Source organism: Frigoribacterium sp. CFBP 8766 (assembly GCF_014841435.1).
Classification (GTDB): Bacteria; Actinomycetota; Actinomycetes; order Actinomycetales; family Microbacteriaceae; genus Frigoribacterium.
Genome location: NZ_JACYTX010000002.1, coordinates 1,148,420 through 1,171,085, shown reverse-complemented (window position 1 = coordinate 1,171,085; position 22,666 = coordinate 1,148,420). Strand labels below are relative to the sequence as shown.

The window sequence follows — 22,666 nt, the reverse complement described above, 5'->3', positions numbered from 1 at the left end:
GGTGTACCAGGGCAACCCCTTCTTCGAGGCGGTCGCGGGCGGCCAGCTCGCGGTCGCCCTGCCGGTGGCGTTGCTCGCCGGCCTGATCTCGTTCCTCTCGCCCTGCGTCCTGCCGCTCGTGCCGGGCTACCTCGGCTACGTCGGCGGACTCGCCGGAGGCGGTCGTCGCGCCGCCGGGACGCCCACGACCCCCGCCTCCTCCACCGCCTCTCGCGACCGTCGACGGATGGTGATCGGCGTCCTCCTCTTCATCGCCGGCTTCTCGCTCGTCTTCGTCGGCGGCAGTCTCGCCTTCTCGGCCGCCGGCTTCTGGCTGATCCAGTGGCGCGACCTGATCGTCCGCCTGATGGGCCTCGTCGTGATCGCGCTCGGCCTCGTCTTCGTCGGCCAGTTCACGTTCCTGCAGCGCACGATCAAGCCCGGCTTCGCCCCGGCGACCGGCTTGGCCGGCGCCCCCTTGCTCGGCATCGTGTTCGGCATCGGGTGGACGCCGTGCATCGGCCCCACCCTCACCGCCATCTACGCCCTGTCGTTCACGAGCGGCTCGGCCACGTCGAGCGTGCTGCTCGGGCTCGCGTACTGCGTCGGCCTGGGCGTTCCCTTCCTGCTCGTCGCCCTCGGCTTCGGCTGGGCGACACGCTCCATCTCGTTCGTCAAGCGCCACATGCGCGCCGTCAACATCGTCGGAGGCTCGATCCTGATCGCCATCGGTCTGCTCATGGTCACCGGGCTCTGGTCCTCCCTCATGTCGCACCTCGGGGCGGTGATCGCGAGCTATGGCACGATCGTCTGACCCCGAGCGCCGCACGTCGGTCGACCAGGGGGACGGGCCCGACCAGGCCGACCTGACCGACGTCTCGTCCGACCCGCTCCGCCCGAGCGACCACTACGACTCCGCTCCCGCCCGCACGCCGGGCGACCAGGGCGCGGGCTCCGCCGACGTCGTCCAGCCGCGCCTGGGGCTCGTCGGCTACCTCCGCTTCTTCTGGCGCCAGCTGACGAGCATGAAGACGGCGCTGTTCCTCCTCATGCTGCTCGCCGTCGCGGCGATCCCCGGCTCGCTCGTGCCGCAGCGCACCTCCGACCCCAACGGCGTCGTCCAGTACCGCGCCGAGCACCCCGACCTGTTCCCGGTGCTCGACAAGATCGGCGTCTTCGACACCTACTCGTCGCCGTGGTTCTCCGCCGTCTACCTGCTGCTCTTCATCTCGCTGATCGGCTGCATCGTGCCGCGCACGAAGCACCACTTCGAGGCCCTGCGCTCGAAGCCGCCGAAGACGCCTGCGAGGCTCTCGCGGCTGGCGGGCTACCGCTCCGTGACGCTGCAGACCGCAGGAGGCGCGGCGGACGCCGCCCTCGCCCCCGCCTCCGTCGTCGAGCAGGCCCGCGCGCAGCTGAGTCGCGCCGGGTACCGCACGCAGGTCTTCGGCGACTCGGTCAGCGCCGAGCGCGGCTACCTGCGAGAGACCGGCAACCTCGTCTTCCACACGGCGCTGGTCGGCGTGCTGCTCACGGTCGGGATCGGCGGCGGCTTCGGCTACACCGGTCAGCGCGTGGTCGTCGAGGGCCAGACCTTCACGAACGCCCTCGTCTCGTACGACTCGTTCAACCCGGGCCGCTGGTTCAGCGACTCCCAGCTCTCGCCCTACAACATCACGCTCGACAAGTTCACGACGACGTACGAAGAGTCGAACGCCGACGCGCTCGGACAGCCGCTCGACTACACGGCCGACGTCACGACGACGACCCAGTCGGGCGACACGAGCGAGCACGAGATCAAGGTCAACAGCCCGCTGTCGATCGGCGGCTCGAACGTCTATCTGCTCGGCAACGGCTACGCGGTCGACGTCACGGTGAAGGCGCCGGACGGCTCGGTCGCCTTCCGCGACACCATCCCCTTCCTGCCGCAGGACGCGAACCTCACCTCGCAGGGCGTCGTCAAGGTGCCGGACGGATTGTCGGACCAGATCGGCATGATCGGCTTCTTCTACCCGTCGGCCGTCGAGACCGGCGACGGGTCGGGCATCCTCGCCTCGAGCTACCCCGACCTGCTGAACCCGGTGCTGAGTCTGAACGTCTACCAGGGCGACCTCGGCCTCGACGCAGGTGTGCCGCAGTCGGTCTACTCCCTGGACACCGACGGCATGACCGAGATCGCGGGCGCCGCCGCCGACCAGTCGGCGCTGCAGCTCTCTCCCGGCACCACGGCCGACCTGCCCGACGGCCTCGGCACGGTGACGCTCTCCGACGTCAAGCGCTTCGCCTCCCTCGACGTGCACCACGACCCGTCGCAGCTCTGGGTGCTGCTGTTCGCCGTGCTGGTCTTCGCCGGTCTGCTCACGGCGCTGTTCGTGCCGCGCCGCCGTGTCTGGGTCAAGGCCAGCACGACCGACGGGGGAGTCCTGCTCGAGTACGCCGGCCTCGCCCGCGGCGAGGACCCGACGCTGGCCCGCGCCGTCCGCGACATCGCCCGGACGCACCTCGCCGGGCTCGGCGTGCCCGCCGACGCGGCACGTGCCGCGACGAGCGACGACGACCGCAGCGACGACCCGAGCGACCGCCCGAGCGCCGCCGCCCCGTCTGCGCCCGGCTCGACCTCGAACGACCCTGCCCGCTCGACCGAGGCGCCCAGCCGCGCCGGACGTAGGATGCGACCGTGACCGAAGACCTCGCCAACTTCTCGCTCGTCGCCGTGTACTCGGCGATGGCGATCTACACGATCTCGTTCGTGGCCTTCGCCCTCGACCTCGCCAAGCGCTCGGGCGACGCCCAGCAGGCGCCTGCGTCGAGCGCCGCCGCGACCGCAGGGCCCGACGCAGGCTCGGCCCGCGGGGCAGGTCGCGGCTCCGCCCGCGCCGCGGTCTCGGGCGGCAGCACCATCGTGCTCGACCGTGAGGCCGGGACGACCGTGTCGGCGGGCCAGGTCCGAGGCGACGGCACCGGCGGCCCCGACGGCACCTCCGGTCCCGGCTCCACCCAACGCCGTCGCGGCTCGAGCTTCGAGCGCGTCGCCACCGCGATGATGGTGCTCGGCCTGCTCGTGCACGTCTCGAGCGTCGTGACCCGAGGCCTGGCCGCGGACCGCGTGCCCTGGGCCAACATGTTCGAGTTCTCGCTCACGGGCACCGCGATCATCGTCGCGGTCTACCTGGTCGCCGGTCGCTTCGTCGACCTGTCGTTCCTCGGCGCCTACGTCATGGGCCTGAACCTCGTGCTGCTCGCGATCGGCAGCGTCAACTACTACGTCGAGGTCGTCCCGCTGCAGCCGGCGCTCCAGTCGGCCTGGCTCGTGATCCACGTGCTCGTGGCGATCCTCGGCACCGGCTTCTTCGCGATCGCGGCCGGCCTCTCGATCGCCCAGCTGATCCAGACGAAGCGCGAACAGGCCCGGCTCTCCGGCCTCCGCTTCATGGACACCCTGCCCGCCGCGGACCGGCTCGAGGACCTCGCCTACCGCGTCGCCCTCGTCGGCTTCGTGCTCTGGACCTTCACGCTCATCGCGGGCGCCGTCTGGGCCGAGCGCGCCTGGGGCCGCTACTGGGGCTGGGACACCAAGGAGGTCTGGACGTTCATCATCTGGGTCCTCTACGCCGGCTACATCCACGCCCGTGCGACCCGCGGCTGGCGCGGAGCCCGGTCGTCCTGGCTGTCGATCATCGGCTTCGCCGCGGTGCTGTTCAACTTCGGCGTCGTCAACGTCTTCTTCAAGGGCCTGCACGCCTACTCGGGCCTCTGACCCCTCCTCGCCGCCGGGCTACCTGGGTCTCGCCGGCGGTCGCGCCTCAGCGGGTGAGCAGCCCGTAGGAGGCGCGCACCCGACCCAGCCACCACTCGCGTCGGTCGTCGGGTGCGGCGTGCGCCCGCAGCAGGTCGACGTCGACGTCGACCCGCCGAACGTCGATGGCCCCCTCCGCCGGCACGAGCGGCTCGCGCGTCACGTCGGCGGCCAGCAGGGCGGCCGTCCCGAGACCGCAGTCGTGCGGCAGGTCGGGCAGCACGGCTGCCAGGTACGCGCCCATGCTCAGCCCCACCGACGTGTCGAGTGCGCTCGAGACGACGACGGGCAGCCCGGCCTCGGACACGATGCGGAGCGCCGTCCGGATCCCGCCGAGCGGCTGCGCCTTGACGACGAGCAGGTCGGCCGCGCCGGCACGCGCGACGGCGAGCGGGTCGGCCGCCTTCCGGACGCTCTCGTCGGCGGCGATCGGCACGCCGAGGTCGGCCGTGCGGCGTCGCAGCTCGGCGAGCTCGGGCACGGTGGCGCAGGGCTGTTCCGCGTACTCGAGGCCCAGCGGGGCCAGGGTCCGCAGCGCCTCCTCGGCTCGGTCGACGGTCCAGCCGCCGTTGGCGTCGACCCGGACGCGGCCCTCGGGGCCGACGTGCTCGCGGGCCGCGGCGACGCGGGCGACGTCGTCGGCGAGCGACTGCCCGCGCTCGGCGACCTTGACCTTGACGGTGCGGCAGCCGGGGAACCGGGCGAGCACCCCCGCGACCTCGCCGGGCCCGACGGCGGGCAGGGTCGCGTTGACGGCCACGCGGGAGGTGCGGGGCGAGAGGGCAGGACCCCAGCCGAACTCGACGGCCGCGGCCAACCAGGCCGCCGCCTCCTCGGGCCCGTACTCGACGAAGGGGCTGAACTCGGTCCAGCCGCGAGGGCCCTCGACGAGGAGTGCCTCGCGGACGTCGATGCCACGGAACCTCGTGCGGAGGGGCAGCTGCACGACGTGCGCACCGGACAGCAGGTCGTCGAGCGGCGGCAGCTCGGTGCGGGGGAGGAGGGGGTCGGCGGGCGTGGTCACCTCGCCAGTCTCGCACCGCGCCCGCTAGGGTCGGTCTCCATGGCAGCGCCCGATCCGACCCCGTCCGACGACGCCGAGTCCCCTGCCGGCGAGCACGCCGAGCACGCCCAGCCCGCCCAGCCCGTCGAGTCCACGGACGACGCCCAGTCCACGGACGGCGGGTCGCGCGACGCCGAGGGGCTGGCCATCTTCGACGACCAGACCCACGACGACTCGGTCGAGCCGGCCCGCAGCTCGCGGCTGGGCGTCGTCGTCCTCGTGCTCGCCGTGGTCCTGCTCGCGCTCGACGGCGTCGCGATCGCCCTGCTCGCGGCCGACGGCGTCACGGCCGCGGCGTCGATCGCCCTCGTCACGATGCTCGCCTCGATCGGCGTGGGCGTCGTCGCGCTCGTCGCCGTCGCCACGCGACGGGGCCGCTGGCCCGCCGTCGCAGCGGTGCTGCTGAGCGTCCTCGCCAACCCGTTCGTGTTCGTCTGGCTGCTGGGCAAGCTCGTCCCGTCGCTCTGACCGTCGGCGACCTGGCCCCGGTCGTAGGCTGGTGGGCATGTCCGCAGCCGTCTCCGACCTGTTCGATCCCGCTGAGTGGCGGGAGGTGCCGGGCTTCGACGGCCTGACCGACGTCACGTACCACCTCGACGTCGAGGGCCGGGTGGCTCGCGTCGCCATCGACCGGCCCGAGGTGCGCAACGCGTTCCGGCCGCGCACCGTCGACGAGCTGTACCGCGTGCTCGACCACGCGCGACAGCAGAGCCGCGTGGGCGTCGTCCTGCTGACCGGCAACGGCCCCAGCCCCAAGGACGGCGGCTGGGCCTTCTGCAGCGGCGGCGACCAGCGCATCCGCGGCCGTGACGGCTACAAGGCCGAGGGCGCCGAGGCGAACGTGGCCGACCCTGCCTCGGCGGGGCGCCTCCACATCCTCGAGGTGCAGCGGCTGATCCGGTTCATGCCCAAGGTCGTCATCGCGGTCGTGCCGGGCTGGGCGGCGGGCGGCGGCCACTCGCTGCACGTCGTCTGCGACCTCACCATCGCCAGCCGTGAGCACGGCAGGTTCAAGCAGACGGACGCCGACGTGGGCTCGTTCGACGCCGGCTACGGCAGCGCCTACTTCGCGAAGCAGATCGGCCAGAAGCTCGCCCGCGAGGTGTTCTTCCTCGCCGAGGAGTACAGCGCCGACCGCGCCCACGAGATGGGCGCCGTCAACCGCGTCGTCCCCCACGCCGAGCTCGAGAAGGAGGCGCTGGCCATGGCCCGCGTCGTCCTCACCAAGTCGCCCACCGCGATCCGCATGCTCAAGTTCGCGTTCAACGCCACCGACGACGGCATCGTGGGCCAGCAGGTCTTCGCGGGCGAGGCGACCCGCCTCGCCTACGGCACGGACGAGGCCGTCGAGGGGCGCGACTCGTTCCTCGAGAAGCGCGAGCCCGACTGGTCGCCGTTCCCGTGGCAGTACTGACGCGGACGCCGACGGCGCAGGCGGCAGGACGCGACACGAGGAGGCGCGGCGCGTGACCCGCCCCCTCCTCCCCGTCGACGCGCGACGCCCGCTCGACGTGCTCGAGGCCCTCCGCGAGGCCCTCGCAGGCGGTCCCGCCGTCGCCCCACGAACCGACGACCACGTCCCCGCCGACCTTGCCGCCACCGTGCCGCAGCCCGTGGCCCTCGTCGTCGAGACGAGCGGGTCGAGCGGCGTGCCCAAGCGCGTGATGCTGCCCGCCGACGCCGTGCTCGCCGGCGCGGCCGCCGCCGACGGCGCGCTGGGCGGCCCCGGGCAGTGGGTGCTGGCGCTGCCGGCGCACTACGTCGCGGGCACCAACGTCCTCGTCCGGAGCATCGCCGCCGGCACCGAGCCCGAGGTCCTCGCGCCGGGGCACTTCGACCCGGTCGCGTTCGCCGGGGCAACGAGGCGTCTCGAGCACCCCGTGCGCTACACCTCGCTCGTGCCGGCCCAGCTCGCCGCGGTGCTCGACGCCGCCGAGCACGACGCCGACGTGGCCGACGCGGCCCGGAGCTTCGCCGCGGTGCTGGTGGGCGGGCAGGCGACGCCCGCGTCCCTCGTCGACCGGGCCCGCGCCTCCGGCGTGGCGGTCGTCCGCACCTACGGCTCGAGCGAGACGAGCGGGGGCTGCGTCTACGACGGGGTGCCCGTCGGCCGCACCCGGGTCGCCGTCGTCGACGGGCAGGTGGAGCTCGCCGGTCCGTCCCTCGCGCTCGGCTACCTGGGCGACGACGCCCGCACCGAGGCGGCCTTCGTCGTCCGCGACGGGGAGCGCTGGTACCGCACCGGCGACGCCGGCAGCGTGTCCGACGACGGCGTGCTCGCCGTGAGCGGCCGTCTCGACGACGTCGTGGTCTCGGGCGGCGAGAAGGTGTCGCTCGGGCTGGTCGAACGGCTGGTCCGCGAGCAGCCCGGCCTCGCCGGCGCCGTGGTCGTGCGGGCGAGGCACGAGCGGTGGGGCGAGGTGCCGGTCGTGGTCGTGGGGGAGCCGGGCAGCCCTGCGCCGCACCTGCTGCACGCGACGCCCCGCCTCCCGGAGCTGCCCGAGCTGCGTGCGGTCGTCAGCGCAGCCCTCGGCCGCGCCGCGGCGCCCGACCGGCTCGTCCTGCTCCCCGAGCTGCCCCTCCTCGCGAGCGGCAAGCCCGACCGCCGCGCCCTGGCGGCCCTCGTCGCGGGCGAGGACCCCGCCCGGAACTAGGATCGGTCCCGTGGCACGAGCGACGACATCCCAGAAGAAGAAGCGCGGCGGCCGACCGGGAGGCCGGCCGGGCGCCCAGCGCGCCCGCCGCGTCACGCCCGGCGACTGGATCGGCGGCGCCCGCCTCCGCACCCTGCCGCTCGGCGTCGCGCCCGTCGCACTCGGCACGGGAGTCGCGCGGGCGAACGGCAGCTGGGACCTCCCGCTGGCCCTGCTCTGCCTCGCGATCGCCGTGTTCCTCCAGATCGGTGTCAACTACGCGAACGACTACTCCGACGGCATCCGCGGGACCGACGCGCACCGGGTCGGCCCGGCACGTCTGACGGGCTCGGGCAGCGTGCGGCCGAAGACCGTGCTGCGCGTCGCCCTCGTCTTCTTCGGCCTCGCGGCGCTCGCGGGCGTCGTCGTCGTCGTGACGACCGGCTACTGGTGGATGCTCGCGGTCGGGGCCGCCGCCGTCGTCGCCGCCTGGTACTACACGGGCGGCAAGCGCCCCTACGGCTACAACGCCCTCGGCGAGGTCTTCGTCTTCGTGTTCTTCGGGCTGGTCGCGACCGTCGGCACGGCTTTCGTGCAGGTGCACCGGTTCCCCGCCGACGCGTGGGTCGCCGGCATCGCGGCCGGGCTGTTCGCCTGCGCCGTGCTGATGGTCAACAACATCCGCGACATCCCGCAGGACGCGGCGGCGGGCAAGCGCACCCTCGCGGTCGTCGTCGGCGACACCGTGGCACGGGCGCTCTACGCCCTCTTCCTGCTGCTGCCGTTCCTGCTGCTCGTCTACTTCGGCTTCCTGTACTTCAACGCGCCGTACGTCTACTTCGTGCTCATCACGGCCGTGCCGGCAGCGGTCATCGGCGTGACCGGCAAGACGCCGCGCGAGCTGATCCTCGCCCTGCAGCTGTCGTCGCTGACGGCGCTGCTGTTCGGCCTCGGCCTCGGGGCCGCGCTCTTCTTCTAGGCGCTGAGGCCCGACGGCGTCGGGTCCAGGAGGCTCGTTCCGCGTCGGCCCCAGGAGGCGCGCCGTGCGTCGGCCGTAGGAGGCGCCGCGTCGGCCCTAGTGGGCGCGCCGCGTCGGCCCTAGGAGGCGCGTCCCGCGTCGCGCTGGTCGCGAGCGACGGCGTCGTCGTCGTCGGAGGCCGTGCGGGTGCCTGCCTCGCGGGCATCGCGCTCGGCCAGCTCGGCGTCCTCGGCCAGGCTGTCGCCGTCGAGCGGCTCCGGCTTCGACCTGCGCTCGGCGAGCTCCAGCGCGACCTGCCGGCGCAGCGGCGCGAAGAAGAGGTACGAGACGCAGAACGCCACGACCGCGGCGACGAGCGTCGCGAGGTACGGGTTCGGCAGCAGGAGCACGAGCACGACCAGCGCGACGAGGAACACGCCGAGGCGCACGATCGTGTACTTGACCCAGGGTTTCACGCGCCGAGTCTACGCGCGCACCCTGCGCCTCCTCGTCCCTGCGCGCACCTCCCTGCCGACCATCAGGCGATGCCCTGCCGGCCCGCCTATGCTCGGTCCATGGTGAAGTTCTTGGTCGTGGCGATCGTCGCAGCGTCAGCGTTCATCATCTACGCCCTGATCGACTGCCTCTTCGCCGAGTCGTCGAAGTTCCGGGCCCTCAACAAGCCCCTCTGGGCCCTCGTGATCGTGCTGCTGCCGGTCATCGGCGCCGTCCTGTGGTTCTTGATCGGCCGTGCTCGCAAGTCCGGCCAGTCCGAGACACGGCGCTTCGTCGCCCCCGACGACGACCCCGAGTTCTCGGGTCGCTCGAGCTCGACGGTCAGCGACCTCGACCGCGAGACGACCGACGAACGCATCCGCCGCCTCGAAGAAGAGCTGGCCGAGCTCGACGGCGACGACAAGAACGACACGAACGACAAGAACAACGCCTGAGACCCGCCCCGTGACACGTCCCGAGGACGACCGGCCCGACGTCGCCGAGTCGGAGCTGCCCGAGAGCGCCGGTCAGATCGGTGCCGACCAGGTAGGCGCCGACCGAGCCGACTCCTCGCCGTCGACCTCGGGCAGCGTCGCCACCGACTACGCCGTGGCCCTGCTCGCCGGCCTCGTCGACGCCGGGGTCCGCGAGCTGGTCCTCAGCCCGGGTTCCCGATCGCAGGCGATCGCCCTCGCCGCCGCCGAGTTCGAGCGTGCCGGCCGACTGCGGCTCCGGGTGCGGATCGACGAACGCTCGGCGGGGTTCCTCGCGCTGGGCCTCGCCGTCGAGTCCGGCTTCCCGGCCGTCGTGGTCACCACCTCCGGCACGGCGGTCGCCAACCTGCACCCGGCGGTGCTCGAGGCCCACCACTCCGGGGTCCCGATGATCGTGCTGACGGCCGACCGTCCGGTCGAGCTCCGCGGCATCGGCGCCAACCAGACCACGCAGCAGCCGGGCATGTTCGGCGTCGCCACCCGGGCCGGCCACGATCTCGAGGCTCCCCGGTCAGGTCCGGTCGACCCGACTGCCGTCCGCTCGGTCGCGCGTGCCGCCGTCGCGACGGCCCTCGGCGCCCCGGACGCCGACCGGGCCGAGGGTGCACCGGCCGTCCCTGGTCCCGTCCACCTGAACGTCGCGTTCCGCGAGCCCCTGTCGGCGGCGATTGACTCGCTCCCCGCGGCCCGTCCCGAGCCGGTCGACGCCGCCTCCTGGTCCGACGCCGCCCGTGTCGCCGCCGTGCGCGTCGAGGTCGACGTCGAGCCGGCCACGGTGGTCGTCGCCGGCCACGGGGCCGGTCCGGAGGCGGAGTCGCTCGCCCGCGCCCTCGGCGCACCGCTCGTGGCCGAGGTCTCGAGCGGGGCCCACTTCGGTCCGAACCTCGCCCTCGGCTTCCGCACGCTGCTCGGCGACGCCGAGCTCGGCGGCGTCGTGCGTCGGGTCGTCGTGCTCGGGCACCCGACCCTGACCCGCCAGGTCCCTGCCCTCCTCACGCGCGCGGGCGTCGAGGTCGTCGTCGTGCGCGGGGCGACCGCCGACGCCTACGACCCGGGCCGGTCGGCCACGGTGGTCGACGCCGTCGACGTGGTCGAGACCGCAGGAGGCGCGCCCGACGACCGCGCCCACCGCGCCTGGGTGGGCCGCTGGGTGCACTCCGGACGCCGCGTCGTCGGCGACGACGAGGCCGCGCCCGACCTCGAGGCCGCGACGAGCGACGACGGCTCGGCCCGGGCCGAGTTCCTCCGGGGCGAGGTGGCCCTGCTGCGGCGTCCCGTGACCCGGCGCGCCCTGGCCGAGACCCTCTGGCGCGTGACGTGGCCGCACGACCGGCTGGTCCTCGGCGCCTCCCGCCTCATCCGCGAGGTCGACGAGGTCGTGCCCGGCAAGAAGATCCGCGTCCACGCCAACCGCGGTCTCGCCGGCATCGACGGCACGGTGGCGACGGCCACCGGCATCGCCCTCGCGAGTCAGGTCGACGACGGGGCGCCCGGCGTCACCCGCGTGCTCCTGGGCGACCTGACCCTGCTGCACGACGTCGGCTCGCTCCTGTTCGGCGACGGCGAGGTGCGGCCCCGGCTGCAGGTCGTGGTCGGCAACGACGGAGGCGGGACGATCTTCGACGGCCTCGAGGTCGCGGCCACGGCCCCGGTCGACGCGATGCGTCGCGTGCAGTTCACGCCGCACGGTGTCCAGCTCGCGGGGCTGGCCGCCGCGTACGGCTGGCACCACGTGCTCGCCTCGACGCGGGCCGAGCTCGACCAGGCGCTCGCGAGGGCCTGGGACGGCCCCGTGCTGATCGAGGTCCCGCTCGCGCGCTGAGCGCGCTGACCGAGCGGCGATCAGGACCCGGCCGTAGGCTCGGGCGCATGGCCAAGACCTGGACGACCCAGCCCACCGAGATCCTCCGTGCCGGCCCCGAGCTGAGCCTCGCCGAGATCGACCCTGCCTCGACCCCCGGCTTCTCCGGCGACAAGCGCTACGCCGCGCAGGTGCTCGAGTCGGGCCGTGACACGCTCGGCGAGCTGCAGGAGAAGCTCTTCGCCGGCAGCCGCACCGGGGGGTCGCAGGGGAACGTCCTGCTGGTGCTCCAGGGCACGGACACCGCGGGCAAGGGCGGGATCGTGCGCCACGTCGTCGGCGCCGTCGACCCGCAGGGCGTCGCGCACCACGCCTTCAAGGCCCCCACCGAGGAGGAGCTCGCCCACGACTTCCTCTGGCGCGTCCGTCGCGAGCTGCCCGGACCCGGCATGATCGGGGTCTTCGACCGGTCGCACTACGAGGACGTCCTGATCGGCAAGGTCCGGCGGCTGGCCCCGCCGGAGGAGATCGAGCGACGCTACCATGAGATCGTCGAGTTCGAGCGTGAGCTCGTCGACGCCGGCACGACGATCGTGAAGGTGATGCTGCACCTGTCGCGCGACGAGCAGAAGGAGCGCCTCACCGAGCGGCTCGACCGCCCGGACAAGCACTGGAAGTTCAACCCCGGCGACATCGAGGAGCGCCTGGTGTGGGACGACTACCAGGACGCGTACGAGACCGCCCTGCGTCGGACGTCGACGGACGTGGCGCCGTGGTACGTCGTGCCCGCCGACCGCAAGTGGTACGCCCGCGTGGCCGTCCAGCGCCTCCTCGTCGACGCCCTCGAGGCCCGGGGGCTCGGCTGGCCGCCCGCCGGCTTCGACGTCGAGCTCGAGCGCACCCGGCTCGCCTCGACCTAGGCCCGGCTCCGCAGCGAGTCGCCCGCGCCCCGGGGCAGCCGCAGCCCCTCGGGCAGGCTCAGCAGGGCCAGCGCTGCGAGCACGACGAGCGCGACCTGGTAGCCGGTGGCGGCGCCTCCGACGCCCTCGGCCGTGGCGACCGCGTCGGCCACCCGGACCGTGAGGGCGGTCAGCGCGACGCCGAGCCCGACGGCGAGCTGCCCCGTGATCGACGCGATGGCGTTCGCCGGGGCGATCTGGGCGGCCGGCACGTCGGCGAACTGCAGGGTGTTGTACGCCGTGAACCCCACCGAGCGGAACACGCCGCTGACGAGCAGGATCGCGGCCACGAGCACGGGCGACGTGTCCGGCCCGACGACCGCCGCGGCGACGAAGGTCGCGGCGAGCCCGACGGTGGCGACGACGATGATCGGCACGATGCGGAACCGGTGCATCAGGGGAGTCGTGAAGGGCTTGACGCCGAGGTTGCCGACGAAGACCCACATGAGCATCAGGCCGGCCTCGACGGGCGACCAGCCGAAGCCGTCCTGCAGCAGCAGCGGCACGACGAAGGGCACGCCGTTGACGACGGCCCGGTAGAGCGAGCCGCTGAGGTTCGTGACCCGGAAGGTCGCGACGCGGAAGGGCTCGAGATCGAGGAGGGGGTGCCTGGCTCGACGGAACCACCGGCCGGCCGCGAGCCCGAGGGCCACCGCCACGACGACGAGGAGCGCCCCGAGCAGCACGGTCGCCTCGTCGCCGAGCAGCTCGAACGCGACCACCAGGGCCACGATCGCGCCGACGACGAGCAGCAGCCCCGGCCAGTCGAGCAGGTGCCGGTCGCCGACCTCGGGCGACGGCACGACCCGCCACGCCGCGACGAGCAGCAGGGCGCCGATCGGCACGTTGACGAGGAACACCCACTCCCAGCCGAGGTGCTCGGTGAGGAGGCCGCCGATCAGCGGCGCCACGACGGGGGCCGCGAGGGCCGGCCAGGTCAGGTAGGCGATCGCCTTGATCAGCTCGGACTTCTCGGTGCTGCGCAGGACGATGAGACGCCCGATCGGCACCATCATCGCGCCCGCGGCGCCCTGCACGACCCGAGCCGTCGTCAGCGCGACGAGGTCGGGGCTGAGCGCGCACGCGAGCGACGCCAGCGTGAACAGCACCACGGCGGCGAGGAACACCCGCCGTGCGCCCCACCTCTCGGCGAGCCAGGCGCCCAACGGGATGAACGCGGCCACGGCGACCAGGTAGCCGGTGACCGCGATCCCCAGCTGAGCGGGCTGCACCCCGAAGTCGCGAGCCACGGAGGCGGTGGCCGTCGACAGGATCGTGGCGTCGAGGTTCTCCATGAAGAAGGCCGCGGCGACCACCAGCGCCACCGGTCGCGACCAGCGCGGCGCGGCCGTCGCCTCCTCGGCTCCGGGCCCCGGCGCGGGGGTCGACGTCACAGCGAGAACGCCCCGACGACGGGCTGGAACTTCATGGTCGTCTCGGCGACCTCCCGCTCGGGGACGGACTCGGCGACGACCCCGGCGCCGGCGAAGGCTCGGACCGTGCCGTCGGGGTGCACCTGGGCGCAGCGGAGCGCGATCGCCCACTCGCCGTCGCCGTCGGCGCCCACCCAGCCGACCGGTCCGGCGTAACGGCCGCGGTCGAACGGCTCGAGGCGGCGGATCAGCTCGAGCGCACGCCGGGTCGGGGTGCCTGCCACGGCGGCGGTCGGGTGCAGGGCGGCGATCAGGTCGAGCGACGACGACCCGTCGGTGAGCCGCCCGCGCACGTCGCTGGCGAGGTGCCACAGGTTCGGCAGCTTCAGCGTGAACGGCTGCTCGCCGGTCACGACGTCGTCCGCGTGCGGGCCGAGCGAGAGGAGCAGGCTGCGCAGCGCGAACGCGTGCTCGTCGAGGTCCTTGGTCGAGGTGGCGAGGGCGTGGGCGGCCTGCTCGTCGGTGACGGCGTCGACCCCTCGCGCGCTGCTGCCGGCGAGGACGCGCGCGCTGACCTCGCCGCGCTCGGTGCGGACGAGCGTCTCGGGACTGGCCCCGATCAGGCCGTCCACGGCGAACGCGTAGCAGTCGGGGTAGGCCGTGAGCAGGGTCGCGGCGACGAGCCGCAGGTCGGCCTCGGCGGGCAGCCTGCCCACGAGGTCGCGCGCGAGCACGACCTTGCTCACCTCGCCGTGCCGGATCGCCTGCACGGCCTGCGCGACGGCCGCGCCGTAGCCGGGCCCGGACAGCTCGCCGTCGACCAGCCGGAGCTTCGCGGCCGCGCCCACGGGCGACGCCGGGGGCAGCTCGGCCCCGTCGACCCTCGTGATCCAGGCCACGCCGTCACGACGCCCGAGGACGATGCGCGGCACGATCAGGACGCTCGTGTCGGCCGACTCGTCGTCGAACGCGAACGAGCCGAACGCCATCAGGCCCGTCCCCGGCACGCCGACCTCGTCGACGACGGAGGCGCGGCTCGCGACCGCGCGCCAGGCGTCGGCGGCGTCGCGCATCCGGTCGGGCCCGGTGAACTCGAGCCGCAGCGCCTCGCCGATGCCGGCCATGCCGGCGCCGCCGCGCACGAAGACGAGCGGGCTGCGCGGGTCGACGACGTCGAGGAGGGGGCTGATGTGGTCGATCTGCGTGGTGCGGACGGACAAGGAGGGGACGTGCAGCGACGAAGGGACCACGTCTCGACCCTACTCGGGCCACGCACGGGGCATGCCGGTAGGATCGACCATCGTGACCAAGGCCGATATGAACAAGCAACCCGACGAGGTCGCGTCCATGTTCGACGGCGTCGCCCGCCACTACGACCGCACGAACGACGTGCTCTCCGCGGGCAACGCCGTCCTGTGGCGCGTCGCGACCGTCAAGGCGATCGGCGCGGGCCCGGCAGACCGGGTCCTCGACATCGCCGCGGGCACCGGCACCAGCTCGGCGGCCATCGCCGCGCGGGGCGCCGAGGTCGTCGCACTCGACTTCTCGCACGGCATGGTCGAGGTCGGCCGCGAGCGCCACCCCGAGATCGAGTTCGTCGAGGGCGACGCCGAGCAGCTCCCGTTCGACGACGCGACGTTCGACGCCGTCACCATCTCGTTCGGCCTGCGCAACGTCAACCGGCCGAAGCAGGCGCTCGCCGAGATGTACCGGGTGCTCAAGCCCGGCGGCCGTCTCGTCGTCTGCGAGTTCTCGACGCCGCCGTTCGGCCCCCTCCGCGCCGCCTACGGCACCTACCTGCGGCACGTCATGCCGGTCGTGGCCCGGGCCGTGAGCAGCAACACGCCCGCCTACTCGTACCTCGCCGACTCGATCGACGCGTGGCCCGAGCAGCAGGTGCTGAGCCAGTGGCTGCGCGGCGCGGGGTTCACCCGGGTGGCGCACCGCAACCTGACGCTGGGCATCGTCGCCCTGCACCGGGGCCGCAAGCCGGCCGACCCGTCGACCCGCGCCTCCGCGGCGAAGAAGAAGTAGCCGCCGCCCCCGGGCGGTCGACCAGACCAGACGAAGGTGACCCCTGTGAACCCGAGTGTGCCGCTCACCCGCCGCAGCAGCTCCCTGAGCTCGTCGCTCGGCCTCGGCGAGAAGCTCTTCGCCTCGCCCTCCGACCGGCGCTTCGTGCAGTCGGTCGACGACGGCCTCGAGCTCGTCGAGCAGGGCCTGCTCCGCGAGATCGCGTTCGCCGACGAGATCGCCGACGCGACGACGCGCTACCTGCTCGCCGCCGGCGGCAAGCGCGTGCGCCCGACCCTGACCCTCCTCATCGCGCAGCTCGGCGACGGGGCCACCCCGGGCATCGTCGCGTCCGCCCAGGCGACCGAGATCACGCACCTCGCGTCGCTCTACCACGACGACGTCATGGACGAGGCGCAGATGCGCCGCGGGGTGCCCAGCGCCCAGACGGTGTGGGGCAACAACGTCGCGATCCTCGCCGGCGACCTCCTCTTCGCCCGGGCCAGCACCATCGTGTCCGGCCTCGGACAGGAGGCGATCCTGCTGCAGGCCGAGACCTTCGAGCGGCTCTGCCTCGGCCAGCTGCACGAGACCGTCGGGCCGCGCGAGGGCGACGACCCCATCGCGCACTACATCGACGTGCTCGGCGACAAGACGGGCTCGCTGATCTCGACCGCGGCCCGTGCCGGCGTCATGTTCTCGGGGGCGCCCCGCGAGTACCTCGCCCCCGTCGCCGAGTTCGGCGAGAAGATCGGCATCGCGTTCCAGCTGATCGACGACGTGATCGACCTCTCCGACCAGGCCGAGGAGACCGGCAAGCGCGCCGGGACCGACCTGCGTGCGGGCGTCGTCACCCTCCCGCTGCTGTACCTCCGTCAGGAGGCGCAGACCGACATGGAGGCGGCGGCCCTGCTGGGCGTCATCGACCAGGTCGTCGACGCCACCCGTGCGGCGGAAGACGGCGCGGACCCGGTCGACGAGGCCGAGTTCGCCGAGATCGTCCGTCAGCTCCGCCAGCACGAGGTCACCGACCGCACGCGCCGCGAGGCGCACCGGTGGGCGTCGGAGGCGCTGGCCGCCCTCGAGGCACTGCCGGCGGGCCCCGTCAAGAAGGCCCTCACCCGGTTCGCCGACCGGGTGGTCGAGCGCTCCGCCTGACCGGCGACGCGCCTCCTCGGCACCGTCGCACCGCTGCACCGCAGCCGCACCTGATCACCACAGACACCGCACCGTCCGCACGGCCGGCACCTCCGCGCCGTACACCAGCAGAGAGAGACAACTCGTGACCACCCTTCGACTGGCCATCGTCGGAGCCGGCCCCGCCGGCATCTACGCCGCCGACATCCTGCTCAAGGCCGAGAAGGCCTTCGACGTGTCGATCGACCTGTTCGAGCAGCTGCCTGCCCCCTACGGCTTGGTCCGCTACGGCGTCGCACCCGACCACCCGCGCATCAAGGGCATCGTCAACGCCCTGCGCGACGTGCTCGACAGCGGCGACATCCGGGTCTTCGGCAACGTCCGCTACGGCGAGGACATCACCCTCGACGACCTCAAGCAGCACTACAACGCGGTCGTCTTCTCGACCGGCGCCATCAAGGACGCCGACCTCGACGTCCCCGGCATCGAGCTCGAGGGCAGCTACGGCGCCGCCGACTTCGTCAGCTGGTTCGACGGGCACCCCGACTTCCCGCGCACCTGGCCGCTCGACGCGCAGTCCGTGGCCGTGGTCGGCGTCGGCAACGTCGCCCTCGACGTCTCGCGCATCCTCGCGAAGCACGCCGACGACCTGCTGCCGACCGAGATCCCCGACAACGTCTACGCCGGGCTCAAGCAGTCGTCGATCACCGACGTGCACGTCTTCGGCCGTCGCGGACCTGCCCAGGTCAAGTTCACGCCGCTCGAGCTGCGCGAGCTCGGCGAGGTGCGCGACGTCGACATGGTCGTGCACGACGAGGACTTCGACCACGACGAGGCCTCGAAGACGGCGATCGCGACGAACAAGCAGGTCTTCGTCATCGACAAGGTGCTGAACCAGTGGCGTCAGCGCGAGGTCGGCACGGCGTCGCGTCGGCTGCACCTGCACTTCTACGCGAAGCCGCTCGAGGTCGTCGGCGACGACGAGGGCCGTGTCGCGGCGTTCCGGTACGAGCGCACCCGGCCCGACGGCCAGGGCGGCGTCGAGGGCACCGGCGAGGTCCGCGAGGTCCCGGTGCAGGCGATCTACCGCGCCGTCGGCTACTTCGGCTCGCCCCTCGACGGCATCCCCTTCGACGAGCGTCGCGGCGTGATCCCGAACCACGAGGGCCAGGTCATGGACGACGACAACCAGATCATGCCCGGTGTCTACGCGACCGGCTGGATCAAGCGCGGGCCCGTCGGCCTCATCGGCCACACGAAGTCCGACGCCATGGAGACCGTCAAGCACGTCATCAACGACCAGGCGAGCTGGTGGCAGCCCGCCGACACGTCCGACGAGGCGATCCCCGCCCTGCTCGAGCAGCGCGGCGTCGAGTACACCGACCTCGAGGGCTGGCACCGGCTCGACGAGCACGAGCAGTCGCTCGGGGCGCAGCACGAGCACGAGCGCGTGCGCGTCAAGGTCGTGCCCCGCGACGAGATGGTCCGCGTGTCGCGGTCCGGCTCCGGTGCGGGCCCGGACACGGGCTCCGACTCCGACGCGGCTGTCGTCTCCGTCTGACCTGCCGTCGCCTCTTCTCGGAGGCGGCCCGCGCCTCCTGCGCCTCCTGCCCTCGGGCGGACCGCAGGAGGCGCGTCGTCCTCTCCGGGGCGCGCTCCCGGCGCTCGCGTCACCGGCCCCGGCGCGCGTGGCTAAGCTGGTCGACATGGCAGACAGCTCTTTCGACGTGGTCAGCAAGGTCGACAAGATGGAGGCGGACAACGCCCTCCACCAGGCGCAGAAGGAGATCGAGCAGCGCTACGACTTCAAGGGCGTGGGCGCGTCGGTCGACTGGAGCGGCGAGAAGCTGCTCCTCAAGGCGTCGACGGAGGAGCGGGTCAAGGCCGTCCTCGACGTCCTGGAGTCGAAGTTCATCAAGCGCAGCATCAGCCTGAAGCACCTCGACGCGGGAGAGCCCTTCGCCAGCGGCAAGGAGTACCGCATCGAGGCTGCCCTCAAGGAGGGCATCGAGCAGGACGCCGCGAAGAAGATCGGCAAGATCATCCGCGACGAGGGCCCCAAGAGCGTCAAGAGCCAGATCCAGGGCGACGAGCTGCGCGTGCAGTCGAAGAGCCGTGACGACCTGCAGGCCACCATGGCCCTGCTCAAGAAGGCCGACCTCGACGTCGACCTCCAGTTCGTCAACTTCCGCTAGCGGCAGGCCCGGCCCAGCCCGCCGTCTCTGCGCGCGCCGGCCCGCAAATGCCGACCGCAGGCGTACCCGAGTGGACTCATGTGACCGGATCTCCCACTTTTGTGGCCCCTCCGGTCGGGTTCTGCGGGCGTCCTCGCGCGAGGAGGCGCGAGATGGCTGCCCAGACCGACTCCCAGTCGTCGAAGACCTGGTGGTACGAGACCTCGATCACCACGTAGCGGAGCGCGATCAGCGTGGCGATCCTCACGCGATCCTCGTTGTACTGCTTCGGCGACGAATGGAACTCGTAGCTCGTGCACTCCACGACGAGCCAGCCGTCGAGGAGCAGGTCGACCCGGATCTCCGACGTGAGCCAGACCTGGATCTCCGGACGCAGACCGCGCTCGACGAGGCGGACCCGGGCGACGGACTCGGTGCCCGACTCGGCACGCGCGTCCATCAGCATGAGCAGGCCAGCGGCCGGCCGTCCACGAAGGTGACGATCGACAGCTGCAAGGGAAGGGCGCTCCGCTCCGCGGAGCCGCGGGGCGGAGTCGATCACCGCGACGGCCTGGTCGGCGGGCTCGTGCAGCAGGGCCTGAGCTGCCGCACGGCTCGGCGAGACAACCAGTCGCTCGCCCGCAGTGAGGTCCGTCGCGGAGGACGAGGACGTGAGGGTGGGCGGTGCCGAGTCGTCTCCCTGCGTCGTCGGGATCGCGGAGATCACGGGCGTTGTGCGGCACGGACACGACGAGGCGTTCACCGGGCGGCGCCCATGCGCCTCGGAGCGTCAGTGCGCTGACTCCGGCGAGAACGCCTCCCACCCGGGCGGCCCGGACGACGCTCACCGGCAGCCCGGGCAGAGCGTAGAGGCCGTGTCGCACGCGCTCGACGTCCCCGCGGCGCCAGGCCTGGTCGAGTTGATCGCGTGTGCACCCGGCCCGGAGCAGCTCGCGGCGGTGCGCCAGCCCCTGGTGGTGTGAACGGATGACGTCGACGACTCGCGGAGGCTCCATGGCGCCTGACCCTGTCGTGGAGCCCACGTGCGTGTCTGCACCAGCGCGCGACCTGGGGACGGCTCGTCGTCCCGGCCCGGGGTGTGGAGGAACCGCGGCTACTCGCCCATGCACAAGCACACCGCGGCCGGGAGTCCGCAAATGCCGACCGCTGACGCCCGTTCGCTCCGCCCATGACGGGACATCCCCTTCTTGGAGGCCCCGCGGTCGGCATTTGCGGCGACGCAGGAGGGGGAGGGGCGGGGTGGTCAGCGGGAGCCGCCGGAGGCTGTATATTTGTCTGGCGCCTCCGGTCGGTGATTACATGGGCCGGGCGTGCATGGCAAGTTACCCAAGCGGCCAAAGGGATCTGACTGTAAATCAGCTGGCGTAGCCTTCGGGGGTTCGAATCCCTCACTTGCCACAGTTCACCGCTCCTCCGGGAGCAGGCGACACCACGACGGACTCGAGAGATCGGGTCCGTTCGTCGTTTCCCCGGTCGATCGGGCATCACCGCCAGGAGGCCCCATGGACGACACCAGCACGAGCCCCCAGGACGCGGCCGCGCTCCTCGCCGTCGCCGTCGACGTCACCACGGCCGCAGCCCGGCTCGCGGCTGCACGGCGTGCCGAGGGGGTCGAGGTCGCCGACACGAAGAGCAGCCTCGTGGACGTGGTCACGCACACCGACCGCGAGGTCGAGTCGTTCCTCCGTGCCCGTCTCGCCGAGCTGCGTCCCGGCGACGGCTTCCTCGGTGAGGAGGGCGACCCCGACGACTCCTCCACGGGACTCACCTGGGTCGTCGACCCGATCGACGGCACCGTCAACTTCCTCTACGGGATCCCGCAGTGGGCGGTGAGCGTGGCCGTCGTCGAGGGCGGCCCCGATCCGCTCACCTGGTCGGCCCTCGCCGCCTGCGTCGTGAACCCGCTCTCGGGCGAGGTGTTCACCGCGAGCCGAGGAGGCGGCGCCTGGCTGGGCGAGGAACGTCTCGTCCCGTCCGCCCCCGCCTCGCTCGCGGAGTCGCTCTTCGCGACGGGGTTCTCGTACGAGGCCGACCGGCGGGTCGAGCAGGCCGCCGTGGTCGGCCGCCTGATCGGGCAGGTGCGCGACCTGCGTCGCCTGGGAGCCGCCTCCCTCGATCTCTGCGCCGTCGCGGCGGGGCGGCTCGACGTGTACGCCGAACGCGGCCTCAAGCCGTGGGACCACGCCGCCGGCGTGCTCGTCGCGCAGGAGGCCGGCGCGGTGGTGCGCGGCGAGGAGGGCCAGGCGCCGAGCGGCAGGCTCGTGGTCGCGTCAGCACGGAGCGTCGCCCGGGCGGTCGATGGTCTCCTCGAGGATGCACGGTTCTGACCTGCGTCTCGCGAGAAGGTCTCTGATCAGGCATTCCTGCGAGAAGTCCGGCGTCTGCACCACCGTGACACCCGAAGGCGGGTAGCCATCTGGTGAACGAGCGGCTACCCTTGACGAGTTCGTTACTTCTCCGTGACATTCGTCCGGAGTCGTCTCGATGTCGACCTCGAGAGCCGATGAGCCCTCTTCCGCCCGAACCCCGAGGATCCATCACCCGTGTCGAAGTCCCACCCCATCGCCGAGCATGAAGGCGACCAGCAGTCGCGTCGTGCACCCGTCGATCAGCGGGACGGCGCGTCCGGAGCCCCGGCGCAGCAGGTCTTCACGACCCGTCGCGAGGCCCGCGAGGCCGAGCGTCGCGCCGCGGCCTCCGTGTCTGCCCCCGTCGCATCTCCTGCTCTTGACGTGTCCGCTCCCGCCGAGCCCGTGACCGCTTCCCCCGAGCCTGCTCGCATCGTGCCTGCTCCTGTCGCGTCGATCGCCGCCGAGACCGCCCCAGCCCACGCCACGAGGGCCGAGCGACGCGCCGCCGAGGCCGAGGCTGCTCGCCGTCGAGGCCGCCGTCCCGCCGTCGCCCCCGCGGTCGCCGCCCCTGAGGCGGTCTCCGCCCCTGAGGCGAGCCGCGCGACCGCGCGTGCCGCGCAGCGCCCCGTCGCCCCGCGAGCTGCAGCCGCCCCGCGAGCCGCTGCAGCCACGACGGCTCCGGCCGCGGCCCCCCGCCAGCGCAGCTCGTTCCGCAGCGCGGGCAAGCGGGTCACGGTCGTCGGCGCCATGGTCTTCGCCGGTGCGATGCTCGTCTCCACCTCCGTCCCCGCGAACGCCTTCTTCGTCGACACCGACGAGCGGACGGTCGCCAAGAAGGCCGCCGCGAGCCAGACCTTCGTGGCCGGCGCCGCCGCCGAGGACGCCGCCTCCCGCGACGGCTACTCCGTCACCGAGATGAAGGTCGCGCCGGTCAGCGAGTACGCCTCGACGAGCTCCAGCACCTTCTCGAACGACGTCGCCGGCACCGTCCAGTGGCCCTTCGCCACCGGGGTGCCGATCAGCAGTGGCTTCGGCGGTCGTCACGTCACGAACTGCGGCTTCTGCAGCACGTTCCACAACGGGCTGGACTTCGTCCCGGGTGCAGGCTCGCCCATCCAGGCCATCGCCGACGGCACGGTCAGCGCGGTCACGGGCCCGGGAGGCGCCTTCGGCAACCACGTCGAGATCGAGCACGTCATCGACGGCGAGAAGGTCACGTCCACCTACTCCCACATGCAGACCGGCTCCGTCCAGGTGTCCGTCGGCGAGAAGGTCACCGTGGGGCAGCTCGTCGGCAAGGTCGGCAGCACCGGCAACAGCACCGGTGCCCACCTGCACTTCGAGATCCACCTCGGCGGCGTCCCCGTCGACCCGTACCCCTGGCTCACCGCCAACACGAACTGACCCGTCGGAGGCGCC

The 22,666-nt window shown here is 72.9% G+C and carries 21 protein-coding genes, 1 tRNA gene and 1 pseudogene; 17 read left to right on the top strand and 6 right to left on the bottom strand.

The window, feature by feature from the left end:
- Position 1: 1 nt before the first annotated feature.
- Genes IFT90_RS11215 through ccsB form a run of 3 tightly spaced genes read left to right on the top strand, consistent with a single transcriptional unit; the run spans position 2 to position 3,736 of the window.
- Positions 2 to 793 (top strand): cytochrome c biogenesis protein CcdA, encoded by a 792-nt coding sequence (locus IFT90_RS11215; protein WP_192042189.1) that lies wholly within the window; start codon positions 2 to 4, stop codon positions 791 to 793.
- Positions 777 to 2,660 carry a cytochrome c biogenesis protein ResB gene (locus tag IFT90_RS11210; protein WP_192042188.1) on the top strand — a complete coding sequence of 628 codons (1,884 nt, stop codon included), beginning with the start codon at positions 777 to 779 and terminating at the stop codon, positions 2,658 to 2,660. The genes IFT90_RS11215 and IFT90_RS11210 overlap by 17 nt, the downstream gene beginning before the upstream one ends.
- A complete protein-coding gene (ccsB, locus tag IFT90_RS11205) occupies positions 2,657 to 3,736 on the top strand; it encodes a c-type cytochrome biogenesis protein CcsB (RefSeq protein WP_371812279.1) in 1,080 nt (359 codons plus the stop codon). The genes IFT90_RS11210 and ccsB overlap by 4 nt, the downstream gene beginning before the upstream one ends.
- Positions 3,737 to 3,782: 46 nt before the next feature.
- Here the strand turns inward: ccsB and IFT90_RS11200 are convergent, their stop codons facing one another.
- Positions 3,783 to 4,799: an o-succinylbenzoate synthase gene (locus IFT90_RS11200; RefSeq protein ID WP_371812277.1), complete on the bottom strand. Its 1,017-nt coding sequence runs from the start codon at positions 4,797 to 4,799 to the stop codon at positions 3,783 to 3,785.
- A gap of 39 nt (positions 4,800 to 4,838) precedes the next feature.
- Between IFT90_RS11200 and IFT90_RS11195 the strand changes: the two genes are divergently transcribed.
- The 4 genes from IFT90_RS11195 to IFT90_RS11180 are packed head-to-tail and all read left to right on the top strand — an operon-like array spanning position 4,839 to position 8,450.
- Positions 4,839 to 5,306, top strand: coding sequence for a hypothetical protein (locus IFT90_RS11195; RefSeq protein WP_192042187.1), 468 nt, complete (start codon positions 4,839 to 4,841; stop codon positions 5,304 to 5,306).
- Positions 5,307 to 5,343: 37 nt separating this feature from the next.
- A complete protein-coding gene (locus IFT90_RS11190) occupies positions 5,344 to 6,252 on the top strand; it encodes a 1,4-dihydroxy-2-naphthoyl-CoA synthase (RefSeq protein WP_192042186.1) in 909 nt (302 codons plus the stop codon).
- A 52-nt stretch (positions 6,253 to 6,304) separates the two neighbouring features.
- Positions 6,305 to 7,492 carry an AMP-binding protein gene (locus tag IFT90_RS11185; protein WP_192042185.1) on the top strand — a complete coding sequence of 396 codons (1,188 nt, stop codon included), beginning with the start codon at positions 6,305 to 6,307 and terminating at the stop codon, positions 7,490 to 7,492.
- A 10-nt stretch (positions 7,493 to 7,502) separates the two neighbouring features.
- On the top strand, positions 7,503 to 8,450 hold the full coding sequence (locus IFT90_RS11180; RefSeq protein WP_371812274.1) for a 1,4-dihydroxy-2-naphthoate polyprenyltransferase: 948 nt from the start codon (positions 7,503 to 7,505) through the stop codon (positions 8,448 to 8,450).
- A gap of 119 nt (positions 8,451 to 8,569) precedes the next feature.
- On the opposite strand, the gene IFT90_RS11175 is transcribed toward IFT90_RS11180, so the two are convergent.
- Entirely contained in the window at positions 8,570 to 8,905 is a 336-nt protein-coding gene (locus IFT90_RS11175; RefSeq protein WP_192042184.1) for a DUF4229 domain-containing protein, read from the bottom strand.
- A 99-nt stretch (positions 8,906 to 9,004) separates the two neighbouring features.
- Between IFT90_RS11175 and IFT90_RS11170 the strand changes: the two genes are divergently transcribed.
- From IFT90_RS11170 to IFT90_RS11160, 3 genes are all read left to right on the top strand, one after another.
- The gene (locus tag IFT90_RS11170) at positions 9,005 to 9,379 is read left to right on the top strand and encodes a PLD nuclease N-terminal domain-containing protein (protein WP_192042183.1); all 375 of its coding nucleotides are present in this window, start codon (positions 9,005 to 9,007) and stop codon (positions 9,377 to 9,379) included.
- A 76-nt stretch (positions 9,380 to 9,455) separates the two neighbouring features.
- Positions 9,456 to 11,240, top strand: a complete 1,785-nt coding sequence (menD, locus tag IFT90_RS11165) for a 2-succinyl-5-enolpyruvyl-6-hydroxy-3-cyclohexene-1-carboxylic-acid synthase (protein ID WP_192042380.1) — start codon at positions 9,456 to 9,458, stop codon at positions 11,238 to 11,240.
- Positions 11,241 to 11,287: 47 nt separating this feature from the next.
- Entirely contained in the window at positions 11,288 to 12,139 is an 852-nt protein-coding gene (locus IFT90_RS11160; RefSeq protein ID WP_192042182.1) for a PPK2 family polyphosphate kinase, read from the top strand.
- On the opposite strand, the gene IFT90_RS11155 is transcribed toward IFT90_RS11160, so the two are convergent.
- Together IFT90_RS11155 and IFT90_RS11150 are read right to left on the bottom strand one after the other, a co-directional pair.
- Positions 12,136 to 13,572 carry an MFS transporter gene (locus IFT90_RS11155; protein ID WP_371740934.1) on the bottom strand — a complete coding sequence of 479 codons (1,437 nt, stop codon included), beginning with the start codon at positions 13,570 to 13,572 and terminating at the stop codon, positions 12,136 to 12,138. The two genes, IFT90_RS11160 and IFT90_RS11155, sit on opposite strands and share 4 nt — an antisense overlap.
- The gene (locus IFT90_RS11150; RefSeq protein ID WP_192042181.1) at positions 13,569 to 14,801 is read right to left on the bottom strand and encodes an isochorismate synthase; all 1,233 of its coding nucleotides are present in this window, start codon (positions 14,799 to 14,801) and stop codon (positions 13,569 to 13,571) included. Before IFT90_RS11150 ends, IFT90_RS11155 begins: the two co-directional genes overlap by 4 nt.
- Positions 14,802 to 14,853: 52 nt before the next feature.
- On the opposite strand from IFT90_RS11150, the gene IFT90_RS11145 reads away from it, so the two are divergent.
- The 4 genes from IFT90_RS11145 (at position 14,854) to IFT90_RS11130 (ending at position 18,896) form a co-directional block, all read left to right on the top strand.
- Complete coding sequence (locus IFT90_RS11145; RefSeq protein WP_199732328.1) at positions 14,854 to 15,585, top strand: demethylmenaquinone methyltransferase; 732 nt, start codon at positions 14,854 to 14,856, stop codon at positions 15,583 to 15,585.
- A 45-nt stretch (positions 15,586 to 15,630) separates the two neighbouring features.
- Positions 15,631 to 16,722 (top strand): polyprenyl synthetase family protein, encoded by a 1,092-nt coding sequence (locus IFT90_RS11140; protein WP_192042180.1) that lies wholly within the window; start codon positions 15,631 to 15,633, stop codon positions 16,720 to 16,722.
- 124 nt (positions 16,723 to 16,846) lie between these two features.
- Positions 16,847 to 18,262 (top strand): FAD-dependent oxidoreductase, encoded by a 1,416-nt coding sequence (locus IFT90_RS11135; protein WP_192042179.1) that lies wholly within the window; start codon positions 16,847 to 16,849, stop codon positions 18,260 to 18,262.
- 145 nt (positions 18,263 to 18,407) lie between these two features.
- On the top strand, positions 18,408 to 18,896 hold the full coding sequence (locus IFT90_RS11130; RefSeq protein WP_123546714.1) for a YajQ family cyclic di-GMP-binding protein: 489 nt from the start codon (positions 18,408 to 18,410) through the stop codon (positions 18,894 to 18,896).
- 76 nt (positions 18,897 to 18,972) lie between these two features.
- Here the strand turns inward: IFT90_RS11130 and IFT90_RS16980 are convergent, their stop codons facing one another.
- Positions 18,973 to 19,602: a hypothetical protein gene (locus IFT90_RS16980; protein ID WP_192042178.1), complete on the bottom strand. Its 630-nt coding sequence runs from the start codon at positions 19,600 to 19,602 to the stop codon at positions 18,973 to 18,975.
- 142 nt (positions 19,603 to 19,744) lie between these two features.
- Positions 19,745 to 19,891, bottom strand: a pseudogene (locus tag IFT90_RS17565) (type IV toxin-antitoxin system AbiEi family antitoxin domain-containing protein); the annotation flags it as partial.
- Between the two features lie 321 nt (positions 19,892 to 20,212).
- Between IFT90_RS17565 and IFT90_RS11115 the strand changes: the two are divergent.
- The 3 genes from IFT90_RS11115 (at position 20,213) to IFT90_RS17560 (ending at position 22,651) form a co-directional block, all read left to right on the top strand.
- Positions 20,213 to 20,294: transfer RNA gene (locus tag IFT90_RS11115), tRNA-Tyr, on the top strand.
- A gap of 104 nt (positions 20,295 to 20,398) precedes the next feature.
- Positions 20,399 to 21,223: an inositol monophosphatase family protein gene (locus tag IFT90_RS11110; protein WP_192042177.1), complete on the top strand. Its 825-nt coding sequence runs from the start codon at positions 20,399 to 20,401 to the stop codon at positions 21,221 to 21,223.
- 216 nt (positions 21,224 to 21,439) lie between these two features.
- The gene (locus IFT90_RS17560) at positions 21,440 to 22,651 is read left to right on the top strand and encodes a M23 family metallopeptidase (RefSeq protein ID WP_192042176.1); all 1,212 of its coding nucleotides are present in this window, start codon (positions 21,440 to 21,442) and stop codon (positions 22,649 to 22,651) included.
- Positions 22,652 to 22,666: the final 15 nt, after the last annotated feature.